The following is a 13,581-nucleotide window of genomic DNA, read 5'->3' on the forward strand; positions in this document are numbered from 1 at the left end:
TCGTTTTCCTAGAATACAGTATCAGTTGTTAAGTGGCTGATAAATTTCAAAGTAGATACTTGTACCACGATGTTTGTTGATCGAGTTATTAACAAAAGAGCTACTTTGATTTTAAAGAAATAGAAAACAAAAAGCCGAGCAAGAATTCAATTGCAGGAGAAAATGAAGTAATACTCAGTGAAAATCAAAGAGCAAACTAGCCGCAGGCTGCTCAAAACACTGTTTTGAGGTTGTAGATGAAACTGACGAAGTCAGTAACCATACCTACGGCAAGGCGATGTTAATGCGGATTGAAGAGATTTTTGAAGAGTATAAATCTTCCTAGGATAAAGCAAAACGCATAATATCAAGGGTTTTAAACACTTGATATTATGCGTTTTCTGATGTTAAAGACTTTCTACCAGGTTTTTTGAAGCATAATTGTTAGTTGTAGTCATTTATTATTCTTCAAAGAAAAATGGTGGGGCGAATTTTTTCAGTTCTTCAAAGCACTTTTGAGCAGCTTCTGCATCTTCGCAGATGATGAGACAGACATCATCGCCACAAAGGGTTGCGATAATATATTGGAAATCAAGAGCATCAATAATTGTAGCGAACGATTGTGCTAGACCAGGAAGAGTTTTGAGTAGGACTTGGTGCTGAATAGGTCGCAACATGATGAGGGCATCTTCCATATAGTTTTCCAAACGTTTTTCCCATTTTGAGATGGAACCATTATTAAGAACATAATAAGCGTTATCTTCTTCGCGGACTTTTGATAGGTTCATATTTTTGATGTCGCGTGAGAGGGTTGCCTGGGTCACTTGAATGTCGTTCTCAGCAAGAAGGGACTGCAATTCAGCCTGTGTATGAATCTTGTTTTTTGCGACAAGAGCGCGTATGAGTTGGTGGCGGTGTTCTGATTTATTCATAATAATGTAACTCCTTTTAGCAAGGTATGGTAAGCGTGGACTGAGAGAGGTCGACAGTCAGGTGGTAGTCGGTATTGTCACGGATGGTGATTTCAAAGTCAGTCGTATAGAGGACTAAACGAAGAGTATCTCCTTCTTTTAGCTTATAAATAGTAGGTTGCAGTTCAAATTGCACATCCATCCATTCATCTGCAGTAACATCCTCTACTAACAGTAAATCATTTCTATTTTGTAAATTAAGGTAACCTTTTGTCATGACTCGTTGTGCATTTGGTCTAAATGGTAATTCACAGAGATTTTCCAACATGTGGTAGCGTCCATTATCAATGGTTTTAGCACTGATAATAGCTGGATAAGGTTGTAGGTATTTCTTCTGTCCAAATTCTAGCAGTTGGGCAGATAAGAGCCCCTTATTTGTACTGGATTTGATACGAAGATTAAGTTGGGCACGACCGTTCAAGTGAAGATCCTTAGTCACAGGAAGGTCAATAGTAATTTGATTTGTTTTCCCTTGATAGAGTTCCGTATTGAAGGTCTGGTAGGTCTTACCATAACGTTCAAAATCCTTATCTGAGTACTGGTTTTGAATGACCTGTTCTTCTTGACCGAGTGAGAAGGTTTCAAAGTTTTCTTGCTCACCAAAGTTATCAAGAGATAACCAAGTCTGAGGAGCAGTATTGTCCTGCCAGATAACGGTCGGAAGTTGAAAATCTGTATCTTGTCCCAATAATTTCTTGGTTAATAAGGCATTCATGGATTCACGGAAGTCAATGGACTGCCAGTTGTTCATGTACACATGGGCGCCATTGTGGAAAAAGAGATGCTTGTTTATGTGAGCAGGAAGGGCATGGAACATCTGGTAAACATGAAGTGGTTTGACATTCCAATCCTGTGAACCGTGGGTAAAGACAACCTCTGATTTTACCTTATGGGCATTGAGCAGGTAGTTGCGATCATGCCAAAACTGGTTATAGTCGCCGGTCTTGCGATCCAGTTGCTCTTTTACTTTTTCTAAGTCAGCTTGGTGAGCTTCATTGCCACGGATATAGTCGCCAGCCAAGAGATTACGAGAGTAGGTTAGTTCAGCAAGGGAGTCAAAGTCCTCACCTGGATAACCACCTGGGCTAGTCACCAGACCGTTTTCTCGGTAGTAGTTGTACCATGAAGAAATTCCAGCCTCGGCAATGATGACTTCTAAACCATCGACACCTGTAGTCGCCAGACCATTGGACATGGTACCTAGATAAGAAATTCCAGTTGTGGCTACTTTTCCATTTGACCAGTCAGCCTTGACTTGACGCTGGCGCGTATGGTCGGTAAAGGCACGGCAACGACCATTGAGCCAGTCGATGACATTTTTATAAGCCTCAATTTGCTGGTAGTCTCCATTAGTCATGAAACCAGTAGAGTCTTTGGTACCAACACCTGAAACATAGAGATTGGCAAAACCTCGTGGGAGGAAGTAGTCGTTGAGTGTATAGCTAGAGTTGATGTGACTTAGCTTTTCCTCAGCTTCTGACACAAGTTCAGCTTGGCCTTGAGATTGGACGAGATTGAGTTGAGGTTCCTCTAGTTCAATCTTATGAGCAGGTTTAACCTCAAGCTCGGCCTCCATCTTGTAGAGAGCCTTATCGCTTGCCTTGTCATTTGTTCCCTGATGATAAGGGCTGGCTGTCATGATGGCAGGGATTTTTCCATCAAAACGAGGACGAATAATGCTGACCTTGACTAAGTCTGGTAGACCTTTTTGGTCAGTATCGACACGAGACTCAACGTAAACGACTTCACGAATGACATCATGGCTAGAAAAAGTAGCCAAACTCTTGCCGTTAAAGTAGTGGTAGTCATTATCCTCTGGAATAAGACCATCACTGACAAGTTGGTCGATAAGAGTATTTCCTTTTTTGGTGCGAGTATTGAGTAACTGATAGAGATTTTCAATCAAGTCACCGTATACAATAGGAAATCCAGTCTCTTTACGAAACGCTTCACTGTCTTCGAAGTCAATCAAATAAGAAAAGCCTAAAAGTTGAAAGGCAACAGTATAAAAAATATCTGCTGTCAAGTCTTTGTCAGATTTGAAAAAAGTTAATATGTTAGTTTCTTTATCTATAGCTAAGCAGGAGAGTGGATAGTCGGTGTTCTCATAAGTGAAAAAAAAGCGACGTAAAAAAGTTTCCAGTAATTCCTTGGGATTGGCTGTGTTTTGTAAATCAAAGCCATATTTTTTTAGTTCAGATAAGATATTTTCTTTTGGGAAAGTGATATAACTATATTGATTAAAACGCATAGAACCTCCATATAGAATGATAGTTAAGGTTATTATATCAAAAAAAAAGCAGAAAGGGAATTGTTAACTGTAAAAGGAAATAATCCAATAAAAATGAATAAAGTGCTAAACTTAATATAGAGAACAGTGTAATAATAGACATAATAGGTATAATATAAAAATTCTAGGAGATTTATATTGTATGTTTTCTATTTTATATATAATATAGTATAAATATAAAAAATAATGACAAAAACACAAATGAATAAAAAATAAATTAGTAAGCTGATGAAATTTTTCTCAAGAGAAGCCTTTTATATGTGAAAATGGTATAATATAGTGAGAAGGATAGAGGAGAAGTGTAAATTGATCGCACAACTAGATACAAAAACAGTCTATAGTTTTATGGAGAGCGTCATTTCGATTGACAAGTATGTGAGAGCAGCTAAAGAATACGGCTACACTCATTTGGCTATGATGGATGTTGACAATCTTTATGGTGCTTTTGACTTTCTAGAGGTTACAAAAAAATATGGCATTCATCCTTTGTTAGGGCTTGAAATGAATGTGCTTGTAGATGACAAAGATGTGAATTTGCGCTTTTTAGCTCTATCTAGTGTAGGCTATCAGCAGTTGATGAAGCTTTCAACAGCCAAGATGCAGGGGGAGAAAAGTTGGTCAGTCCTGTCTCAGTACCTGGAGGATATTGCAGTCATTGTGCCTTATTTTGAAGAGCTTGAATCACTAAATCTAGGCTGTGATTATTATATCGGAGTTTATCCAGAAACACTGACAAGCGAATTTCATCATCCAATCTTGCCCCTTTATCGGGTCGATGCCTTTGAAAGCAGGGATAGAGAAGTTCTGCAAGTCTTAACAGCGATTAAAGAAAATCTACCGCTTAGAGAAGTTCCCTTGCGGTCACGACAAGATGTCCTTATATCAGCAAGTTCTTTAGAGAAATTGTTCCAAGAACGTTTTCCTCAAGCCTTGGAAAACTTAGAAAAGCTTATTTCAGGTATTTCTTACGATTTGGATACTAGTTTGAAACTGCCTCGTTTTAACCCAGCTAGACCAGCAGTAGAAGAGTTGAGAGAACGCGCTGAGCTTGGGCTTGCCCAGAAGGGATTGTCTAGTAAAGAATATCAAGATCGACTAGACCAAGAATTGGCTGTTATTCATGATATGGGCTTTGATGATTATTTCTTGGTTGTCTGGGATTTGCTGCGTTTTGGACGTTCGAATGGTTATTATATGGGGATGGGACGGGGTTCTGCAGTAGGTAGCTTGGTTTCCTATGCCTTGGATATTACAGGGATTGACCCGGTAGAGAAAAATCTGATTTTTGAACGCTTTCTCAATCGTGAACGCTATACCATGCCTGATATTGATATTGATATTCCTGATATTTATCGTCCAGATTTTATCAGATATGTTGGTAATAAATATGGTAGTAAACATGCGGCTCAAATCGTTACTTTTTCAACCTTTGGAGCCAAGCAAGCTCTGCGTGATGTCTTGAAACGCTTTGGTGTACCCGAGTATGAATTATCCGCAATTACTAAAAAAATCAGTTTTCGTGATAATCTTAAGTCAGCTTATGAGGGTAATCTCCAGTTTCGTCAGCAAATCAATAGTAAGTTAGAATACCAAAAAGCCTTTGACATTGCTTGCAAGATAGAGGGCTATCCAAGACAAACCTCCGTCCATGCGGCTGGTGTTGTGATTAGTGACCAAGATTTGACCAACTACATCCCTCTGAAACATGGTGATGAAATTCCACTGACTCAGTATGATGCTCATGGTGTTGAGGCTAGCGGACTTTTGAAGATGGACTTTCTGGGACTGCGAAATTTGACCTTTGTCCAGAAAATGCAAGAATTGCTTGCTGAAACAGAAGATATTCACCTTAAAATTGAAGAAATAGATTTGGAAGACAAAGAGACGTTAGCTTTATTTGCCTCTGGCAATACAAAAGGTATCTTTCAATTTGAGCAACCTGGTGCCATTCGCCTGCTAAAACGTGTACAACCAGTTTGTTTTGAAGATGTTGTAGCAACTACTTCCCTAAATCGACCAGGTGCTAGTGACTATATCAATAATTTTGTGGCAAGAAAGCATGGGCAGGAAGAAGTGACTGTTCTGGATCCAGTACTGGAGGATATTTTGGCTCCAACCTACGGCATAATGCTCTATCAGGAGCAGGTTATGCAGGTAGCTCAGCGGTTTGCTGGATTTAGTCTTGGGAAGGCCGATATTTTGCGTCGAGCTATGGGGAAAAAGGATGCTTCTGCCATGCATGAGATGAGAGCTTCCTTTATTCAAGGCTCCTTAGAAGCTGGTCATACTGTGGAAAAAGCAGAGCAGGTCTTTGATGTCATGGAGAAGTTTGCAGGTTATGGTTTTAACAGGTCACATGCCTATGCTTACTCAGCTTTGGCCTTCCAGTTGGCTTATTTCAAAACGCATTATCCAGCCATTTTTTATCAGGTCATGTTGAATTCTGCCAACAGTGATTACTTAATAGATGCACTTGAAGCAGGCTTTGAAGTGGCTCCTCTGTCCATCAACACCATTCCCTATCACGATAAAATTGCCAACAAGTCCATCTATCTAGGATTGAAATCGATTAAGGGAGTCAGTAATGATTTAGCTCTCTGGATTATTGAAAATAGACCCTATTCTAACATTGAAGATTTTATAGCTAAATTACCTGAGAATTATCTGAAACTACCTCTGCTAGAACCTTTGGTAAAAGTTGGTCTTTTTGATTTATTTGAAAAAAATCGTCAAAAAGTATTTAATAACTTAGCCAATCTATTTGAATTTGTGAAAGAGTTGGGAAGTTTATTTGGAGATACTATTTATAGTTGGCAGGAATCGGAGGATTGGACGGAACAAGAAAAATTCTATATGGAACAAGAGCTTTTAGGGATAGGTGTCAGCAAACATCCACTACAAACTATCGCAAGTAAAGCTATTTACCCAATTACCCCAATCGGAAATTTGTCAGAAAATAGCTATGCTATTATTTTGGTTGAAGTTCAGAAAATAAAAGTGATTCGTACCAAAAAGGGTGAAAATATGGCCTTCTTACAGGTAGATGATAGTAAGAAAAAATTGGACGTCACTCTCTTTTCAGACTTATATCGTCAGGTTGGACAGGAAATAAAAGAGGGAGCCTTCTACTATATAAAAGGAAAAATACAATCACGTGATGGCCGTCTGCAAATGATTGCACAAGAAATAAGAGAAGCAGTTGCTGAACGCTTTTGGATACAGGTGAAAAATCATGAATCGGATCAAGAAATTTCACGTATTTTAGAACAATTTAAAGGCTCAATCCCAGTCATCATCCGGTATGAGGAGGAACAGAAAACCATCGTTTCTCCCCATTATTTTGTAGTTAAATCTGATGAATTAGAGGAGAAATTGAATGAAATCGTTATGAAAACGATTTATCGCTAAAAATACGGAAAATAGAAGAATTTTAAAATCAAATGTGGTATAATCAAGAAGACTGTTAAAAGAAAAAGGAGCATAAACCAATATGAAACGTATTGCTGTTTTGACTAGTGGTGGAGACGCCCCTGGTATGAACGCTGCTATCCGTGCAGTTGTTCGTCAAGCAATTTCAGAAGGAATGGAAGTGTTTGGTATCTATGACGGATATGCTGGTATGGTTGCCGGTGAAATTCATCCCCTAGATGCAGCTTCAGTAGGAGACATCATTTCTCGTGGTGGTACTTTCCTTCACTCAGCTCGTTACCCAGAGTTCGCTCAACTTGAAGGGCAACTAAAAGGGATTGAGCAATTGAAAAAACACGGCATTGAAGGTGTAGTTGTTATCGGTGGAGACGGTTCTTACCACGGCGCTATGCGTTTGACTGAGCATGGTTTCCCTGCTATCGGTCTTCCAGGTACAATCGATAACGATATCGTTGGTACTGACTTTACAATCGGTTTTGACACAGCGGTTACAACTGCTATGGATGCTATTGATAAGATTCGTGATACATCATCAAGTCACCGTCGTACTTTTGTTATTGAAGTTATGGGACGTAACGCTGGTGATATCGCTCTTTGGGCTGGTATTGCAACTGGTGCAGATGAAATCATCATTCCTGAGGAAGGATTCAAGATTGAAGACATCGTAGAAAGCATTAAATGTGGTTATGAGTGTGGTAAAAAACACAATATCATCGTCTTAGCTGAAGGTGTGATGTCAGCAGCTGAATTTGGTCAAAAACTTAAAGAAGCTGGAGATACAAGCGACCTTCGTGTGACAGAACTTGGACATATTCAACGTGGTGGTTCTCCAACTGCGCGTGACCGTGTATTGGCGTCACGTATGGGTGCCCATGCTGTTAAACTTCTTAAAGAAGGTATTGGTGGTGTTGCGGTTGGTATCCGTAACGAGAAAATGGTTGAAAACCCAATTCTTGGAACGGCAGAAGAAGGAGCATTGTTTAGCCTTACTGCAGAAGGTAAGATTGTAGTTAACAACCCACACAAAGCCGATATTGAGCTATCTAGCTTGAATAAGAGCTTGTCATAATTTACAATTTAGTTAATAAGACCAAAAAGGTCATATCTATAAAGGAGTCACAAAAATCATGAACAAACGTGTAAAAATCGTTGCAACTTTGGGTCCTGCGGTAGAAATCCGTGGTGGTAAAAAATTCGGTGAGGACGGATACTGGGGTGAAAAACTTGATGTTGAAGCTTCAGCTAAAAACATTGCTCAATTGATTGAAGCTGGTGCTAACACATTCCGTTTCAACTTCTCACACGGTGACCACCAAGAACAAGGTGAGCGTATGGCAACTGTTAAACTTGCTGAAAAACTTGCAGGTAAAAAAGTTGGTTTCCTTCTTGATACAAAAGGACCAGAAATCCGTACAGAATTGTTCGAAGGTGAAGCTAAAGAGTATTCATACAAAACTGGTGAGAAAATCCGTGTTGCAACTAAACAAGGAATCAAATCAACTCGTGAAGTGATTGCATTGAACGTTGCTGGTGCTCTGGATATCTATGATGATGTTGAAGTTGGTCGTCAAGTGTTGGTTGACGACGGTAAACTTGGTCTTCGTGTGGTTGCTAAAGATGACGCAACTCGTGAATTTGAAGTGGAAGTTGAAAACGATGGTATCATCGCTAAACAAAAAGGTGTGAATATTCCTAACACTAAAATTCCTTTCCCAGCCCTTGCTGAACGTGATAACGACGATATCCGCTTTGGTCTTGAACAAGGTATCAACTTTATTGCGATTTCATTCGTACGTACTGCAAAAGACGTGAACGAAGTTCGTGCAATCTGTGAAGAAACTGGAAACGGGCATGTTCAATTGTTCGCTAAAATCGAAAATCAACAAGGTATCGATAACTTGGATGAAATCATCGAAGCAGCTGATGGTATCATGATCGCTCGTGGTGATATGGGTATCGAAGTACCATTCGAAATGGTTCCAGTTTACCAAAAAATGATTATCAAGAAAGTCAATGCTGCAGGTAAAGTTGTTATCACTGCAACAAACATGCTTGAAACAATGACTGAAAAACCACGTGCAACTCGTTCAGAAGTATCAGACGTATTCAACGCTGTTATCGACGGAACTGACGCTACAATGCTGTCAGGCGAGTCTGCAAACGGTAAATACCCACTCGAGTCAGTAACTACAATGGCTACAATAGACAAGAACGCTCAAACTCTTCTTAATGAATACGGACGTTTGGATTCAGATTCATTTGAACGTAACTCTAAGACAGAAGTAATGGCTTCAGCTGTTAAAGATGCTACTAACTCAATGGATATCAAATTGGTTGTAACTCTTACTAAGACAGGTCATACTGCACGTTTGATTTCTAAATACCGTCCAAATGCTGACATCTTAGCATTGACATTTGATGAATTGACAGAACGTGGATTGATGTTGAACTGGGGTGTTATCCCAATGTTGACAGATGCTCCATCTTCAACTGACGATATGTTCGAAATCGCTGAACGTAAAGCGGTAGAAGCAGGTCTCGTTGAGTCAGGCGATGATATCGTTATCGTTGCTGGTGTACCAGTAGGAGAAGCTGTTCGTACAAATACAATGCGTATCCGCACAGTACGTTAAGAAAAATATAAAAACCTATCATATCCAGCTTTAGAGCTTGTGTGATAGGCTTTTTTTGGCTCTTTGTCAACTGTAGTGGGTTGAAGTCAGCTAAGCTCGAGAAAGGACAAATTTTGTCCTTTCTTTTTTGATATTCAGAACGATAAAAATCCGTTTTTTGAAGTTTTCAAAGTTTCGAAAACCAAAGGCATTGCGCTTGATAAGTTTGATGAGATTATTGGTCGCTTCCAGTTTGGCGTTAGAATAGTGTAGTTGAAGGGCGTTGACAATCTTTTCTTTATCCTTGAGGAAGGTTTTAAAAACAGTCTGAAAAAGAGGATGAACCTGCTTTAGATTGTCCTCAATGAGTCCGAAAAATTTGTCAGGCTCTTTATTCTGGAAGTGAAAAAGTAAGAGCCGATAGAGATTATAGTGGTGTTTCAAGTCTTCTGAATAGCTCAAAAGCTTGTCAAGAATCTCTTTATTGGTCAAGTGAATACGAAAAGTAGGGCGATAAAAACGTTTATCACTCAATTTACGACTATCCTGTTGAATGAGCTTCCAGTAGCGCTTGATAGCCTTGTATTCATGAGATTTTCTATCGAATTGGTTCATGATTTGGACACGCACACGACTCATAGCACGGCTAAGATGTTGTACAATATGAAAGCGATCTAGAACGATTTTAGCATTCGGGAGTGAAACAGTCTGGGAGACTGTTTCAGCCTGAGCCTAGAAATTTGAAAGCGAATCTGTTTAGCCAAGGCATAATAAGGGCTAAACATATCCATAGTAATAATTTTGACGCGACATCGGACAGCTCTATCATACTTAAGAAAGTGATTACGAATGATAGCTTGTGTTCTTCCCTCAAGAACAGTGATGATATTGAGATTGTTAAAATCTTGCGTAATGAAGCTCATCTCCATCTCCCGATTGAAACAGTCACTCCCCGGACTGTTTCAACGTCCCAAGACATAATCTCAGGCAGATTTCTAACATTACACTCAAAGTGGAAGTCATTGAGCTTTCGAATGACAGTTGAAGTTGAAATGGCCAGCTGATGGGCAATATCGGTCATAGAAGTCTTTTCAATCAACTTTTGCGCAATTTTTTGATTGATAATACGAGGGATTTGGTCATTTTTCTTGACGATAGAAGTTTCAGCGACCATCATTTTAGAACAATGATAGCACTTGAAACGACGCTTTCTAAGGAGAATTCTAGTAGGCATACCAGTCGTTTCAAGATAAGGAATTTTAGAAGGTTTTTGAAAGTCATATTTCTTCATTTGACTTCCGCACTCAGGACAAGATGGAGCTTCATAGTCCAGTTTGGCGATGAGTTCCTTGTATGTATCCTTATTAATGATATCCATAGGGGATTTACCCACTACAAATATTATAGAGCCCAAAAAGGTGGCTATGTCACCTTTTTGTGTCAGTGTAGGTATTTGTGACGCGGTGGTGGGGCATCAATGGAGCTTCTTGAAGGTAATACTCTTCGAAAATCTCTTCAAACCACGTCAGCGTCGCCTTACCGTAGGTATGGTTACTGACTTCGTCAGTTTCATCTACAACCTCAAAGCAGTGCTTTGAGCTGACTTCGTCAGTTCTATCTACAACCTCAAAGCAGTGCTTTGAGCAACCTGCGGCTAGCTTCCTAGTTTGCTCTTTGATTTTCATTGAGTATGAAATAAGATATGCACAAATTGATTAGAAAAGTCAAATGAATTTCTACAAATGTTTTAGCAATCGCAATCTACTTGTCTAGATTCGATCTGATATATTTTCGATTTAATGATATGGTATTTAAAACCTCCAAAGCAGCTTGCTCCATTATTTTACTTACGTGAGTGTAGATGTTATTTATTGTTTTAGCGTCTTTGTGTCCCACTCTAACCATTATAGCTTTTAATGGGATATTCTTCTCAGCTAGTGTACTAAGGAGTGTGTGCCTGAAAATATGGGAACTAAGGGGCTGGTTTATCGGTTTCGTTAGTTTAGTATTTGCCTTTTGAAAAGTGATCTTAAATGCCTTTCTCTAAATTTACATATCACTATTGTTTAACAAAATATAATCTGCTTTAGGTCACTTATTCTTTTTTTGAAATGTAGAATGAACTTTTTCAAAGTTTTTCGAATCTTTTAAAATCTGTTTGTTTTATATCGCCATTCTCCCCCTTTTTTAATTCTCCCTATACAGCCTGACAACTTTCCCGATGGTACGAATATGGGTGCTTTCGTCTAGGTGGATGTCGGGGTATTCGGGATTGAGTTTTTTGAGGTAGCCTTGGCGAAGTTTCTTGACCTAGTTAGCACCGTCTACTTGGAAGATGACGATGGTATTATAGTCAATCTGTGGGGGATTCTTGATAAATAGGTAGTTGCCGTTTCTTATCTTTGGCTCCATGGACTTGCTGACGATATAAGCGATTGCGTCGTAGTCGTCTGGGATTTCATCCTCATAGAATGGAAACTCCATATCTAAATTGTCGTCCTGCATCGAGCGGCTACCTGCAGAGATAAACTACCTAACACGAGAGCAAGTAGTCTGTCTGTAGTCGTCCAGTCTGATGATTTTTGCGATACTTCGTTTATCATCGTTTTTCTTCTCATACAGTTGCCTCTCGGCATAGGTCGGGAATTTACCTTGTCTGGGTGATGCCCGTTGGTCGTAGATAGATTGGATATCGCTAGGAGAATCCTTTTGAACTGGAGGAAAGATGCATCAATCAAGCTACTGAATACTTTAGCTAAGTCAAATATAGTATTTTTCTTAGTAGACCTAACCCTTTTTTCATAATTTCCAATGGTGTTTTTACTTATACCTATCTTAGTACCCAATTCTTATTGAGTCCAACCATTACTAGTCTGTATTGTTTTATTTTTAGCCTCTAACAATCGCAATCTCTTCTTTATCTACGAATGAAATCGCTTTCTGTTTTTATAAGTAAAGCATAACGCGAAATCCACGAAAATGAAAACTTTGTTGTGTTTTCGTAAAAAAATTGTTGACAGAGCACGAAACGCCTATTATAATTAAATCAAGCTTAAGGAAATAACAAAAAAAAACAAATCGGAGGGAAAGACGATGAGCATATTAAATGAGAAAGTAATCAATATCTGTAAATCAGTAGTTAAAGAAACTTTAATCCAAGACATTTAGGAGAAAAAGATGAAGAAATCAAGAAAATTAGCCATATTAGGAATCTGTTCAGCTTTGTTTTTAGGCTTGGCAGCTTGTCAGCAAGATGCTACAACTTCGAATGGGACGAGTCAAAGGCAAAGTAGTTCAACGAAAGTTCCATGGAAAGCTTCATACACCAACCTAAACAATCAGGTAAGTACAGAAGAGGTCAAATCTCTCTTATCAGCTCACTTGGATCCAAATAGTGTTGATGCCTTTTTTAATCTCGTTAATGATTACAATACCATTGTCGGCTCAACTGGCTTATCAGGAGATTTCACTTCCTTTACTCACACAGAATACGATGTTGAAAAAATCAGTCATCTCTGGAATCAAAAGAAGGGTGATTTTGTTGGAACCAACTGCCGTATCAATAGTTATTGTCTTTTGAAAAATTCAGTCACCATTCCAAAACTTGATAAGAATGATCAATTGCTTTTCCTAGATAACGATGCGATTGATAAGGGGAAGGTCTTTGATTCACAAGATAAGGAAGAGTTTGATATTCTATTTTCGAGAGTTCCAACTGAGGCAACGACGGATGTCAAGGTTCACGCTGAAAAGATGGAAACATTCTTCTCCCAATTTCAATTCAACGACAAAGCTCGAATGCTATCTGTAGTCTTGCACGACAATCTGGATGGTGAGTATCTGTTTGTAGGCCACGTTGGAGTCTTAGTACCGGCTGATGATGGTTTCTTATTTGTAGAGAAATTGACTTTCGAAGAGCCCTACCAAGCGATTAAATTTGCCAGCAAGGAAGATTGTTACAAGTATTTAGGCACCAAGTATGCGGATTATACAGGCGAGGGACTGGCTCAGCCTTTTATCATGGATAATGATAAGTGGGTTAAACTTTAATGGTGGTATGATATGACAGTAATCCTAGGACTTTTATTTCTATTTTTGATGAGTTGGTGGGTTATTTCAATCGTTAATAGCCAGAAACCACGAAAAAATGAAACATTTATTGGCTATATCCAAAGATACGATATTGATGGGAATGGCTATCAATCAGAAGTATGGGAAGTGACTGAGGAGGAAGATTTATAATTAAAGAACAGACTCGTCTTTACAGTATTGCACCTATTTCCAGATAGTCCATTTGTAG

The 13,581-nt window shown here is 39.0% G+C and carries 10 protein-coding genes and 1 pseudogene; 5 read left to right on the top strand and 6 right to left on the bottom strand.

The genetic code is table 11. The features are described 5' to 3' along the window. Positions 1-440 precede the first annotated feature (440 nt). Entirely contained in the window at positions 441-911 is a 471-nt protein-coding gene (locus SPPN_RS04475) for an arginine repressor (RefSeq protein ID WP_001043010.1), read from the bottom strand. 16 nt (positions 912-927) lie between these two features. Next, positions 928-3,201, bottom strand: coding sequence for a Xaa-Pro dipeptidyl-peptidase (locus SPPN_RS04480; RefSeq protein ID WP_001212060.1), 2,274 nt, complete (start codon positions 3,199-3,201; stop codon positions 928-930). A 345-nt stretch (positions 3,202-3,546) separates the two neighbouring features. On the opposite strand from SPPN_RS04480, the gene SPPN_RS04485 reads away from it, so the two are divergent. The 3 genes from SPPN_RS04485 (at position 3,547) to pyk (ending at position 9,302) form a co-directional block, all read left to right on the top strand. Continuing rightward, the gene (locus SPPN_RS04485; RefSeq protein WP_000561497.1) at positions 3,547-6,648 is read left to right on the top strand and encodes a DNA polymerase III subunit alpha; all 3,102 of its coding nucleotides are present in this window, start codon (positions 3,547-3,549) and stop codon (positions 6,646-6,648) included. Between the two features lie 82 nt (positions 6,649-6,730). After that, complete coding sequence (gene pfkA, locus SPPN_RS04490) at positions 6,731-7,738, top strand: 6-phosphofructokinase (protein WP_000820864.1); 1,008 nt, start codon at positions 6,731-6,733, stop codon at positions 7,736-7,738. A gap of 58 nt (positions 7,739-7,796) precedes the next feature. Next, positions 7,797-9,302 (top strand): pyruvate kinase, encoded by a 1,506-nt coding sequence (pyk, locus tag SPPN_RS04495; RefSeq protein ID WP_001042822.1) that lies wholly within the window; start codon positions 7,797-7,799, stop codon positions 9,300-9,302. A gap of 90 nt (positions 9,303-9,392) precedes the next feature. Here the strand turns inward: pyk and SPPN_RS13585 are convergent. The 4 genes and pseudogenes from SPPN_RS13585 to SPPN_RS04520 form a co-directional block, all read right to left on the bottom strand. Continuing rightward, positions 9,393-10,659: pseudogene (locus SPPN_RS13585) on the bottom strand (transposase). 49 nt (positions 10,660-10,708) lie between these two features. Continuing rightward, complete coding sequence (locus SPPN_RS13865; protein ID WP_080564666.1) at positions 10,709-10,966, bottom strand: hypothetical protein; 258 nt, start codon at positions 10,964-10,966, stop codon at positions 10,709-10,711. Positions 10,967-11,042: 76 nt separating this feature from the next. Beyond that, the gene (locus SPPN_RS11955) at positions 11,043-11,309 is read right to left on the bottom strand and encodes a tyrosine-type recombinase/integrase (protein WP_080564667.1); all 267 of its coding nucleotides are present in this window, start codon (positions 11,307-11,309) and stop codon (positions 11,043-11,045) included. A 282-nt stretch (positions 11,310-11,591) separates the two neighbouring features. Continuing rightward, a complete protein-coding gene (locus tag SPPN_RS04520; RefSeq protein ID WP_001150162.1) occupies positions 11,592-11,786 on the bottom strand; it encodes a S24 family peptidase in 195 nt (64 codons plus the stop codon). A 672-nt stretch (positions 11,787-12,458) separates the two neighbouring features. On the opposite strand from SPPN_RS04520, the gene SPPN_RS04525 reads away from it, so the two are divergent. Both SPPN_RS04525 and SPPN_RS04530 read left to right on the top strand, forming a co-directional pair. Next, positions 12,459-13,331 carry a DUF4300 family protein gene (locus tag SPPN_RS04525; protein ID WP_000749590.1) on the top strand — a complete coding sequence of 291 codons (873 nt, stop codon included), beginning with the start codon at positions 12,459-12,461 and terminating at the stop codon, positions 13,329-13,331. A gap of 12 nt (positions 13,332-13,343) precedes the next feature. Beyond that, positions 13,344-13,523, top strand: a complete 180-nt coding sequence (locus SPPN_RS04530) for a hypothetical protein (RefSeq protein WP_000216060.1) — start codon at positions 13,344-13,346, stop codon at positions 13,521-13,523. Positions 13,524-13,581 lie beyond the last annotated feature (58 nt).

This window comes from Streptococcus pseudopneumoniae IS7493, assembly GCF_000221985.1.
GTDB classification, from domain to species: Bacteria; Bacillota; Bacilli; order Lactobacillales; family Streptococcaceae; genus Streptococcus; species Streptococcus pseudopneumoniae.

Excerpts from the sequence above, each read along its gene's own strand:
- pyk (WP_001042822.1), top strand. The coding sequence starts at position 7,797 with ATGAACAAACGTGTAAAAATCGTTGCAACTTTGGGTCCTGCGGTAGAA.
- pfkA (WP_000820864.1), top strand. The coding sequence starts at position 6,731 with ATGAAACGTATTGCTGTTTTGACTAGTGGTGGAGACGCCCCTGGTATG.
- SPPN_RS13865 (WP_080564666.1), bottom strand. The coding sequence starts at position 10,966 with ATGAAAATCAAAGAGCAAACTAGGAAGCTAGCCGCAGGTTGCTCAAAG.
- SPPN_RS04525 (WP_000749590.1), top strand. The coding sequence starts at position 12,459 with ATGAAGAAATCAAGAAAATTAGCCATATTAGGAATCTGTTCAGCTTTG.
- SPPN_RS04480 (WP_001212060.1), bottom strand. The coding sequence starts at position 3,201 with ATGCGTTTTAATCAATATAGTTATATCACTTTCCCAAAAGAAAATATC.
- SPPN_RS04475 (WP_001043010.1), bottom strand. The coding sequence starts at position 911 with ATGAATAAATCAGAACACCGCCACCAACTCATACGCGCTCTTGTCGCA.
- SPPN_RS04530 (WP_000216060.1), top strand. The coding sequence starts at position 13,344 with ATGACAGTAATCCTAGGACTTTTATTTCTATTTTTGATGAGTTGGTGG.
- SPPN_RS04520 (WP_001150162.1), bottom strand. The coding sequence starts at position 11,786 with ATGCAGGACGACAATTTAGATATGGAGTTTCCATTCTATGAGGATGAA.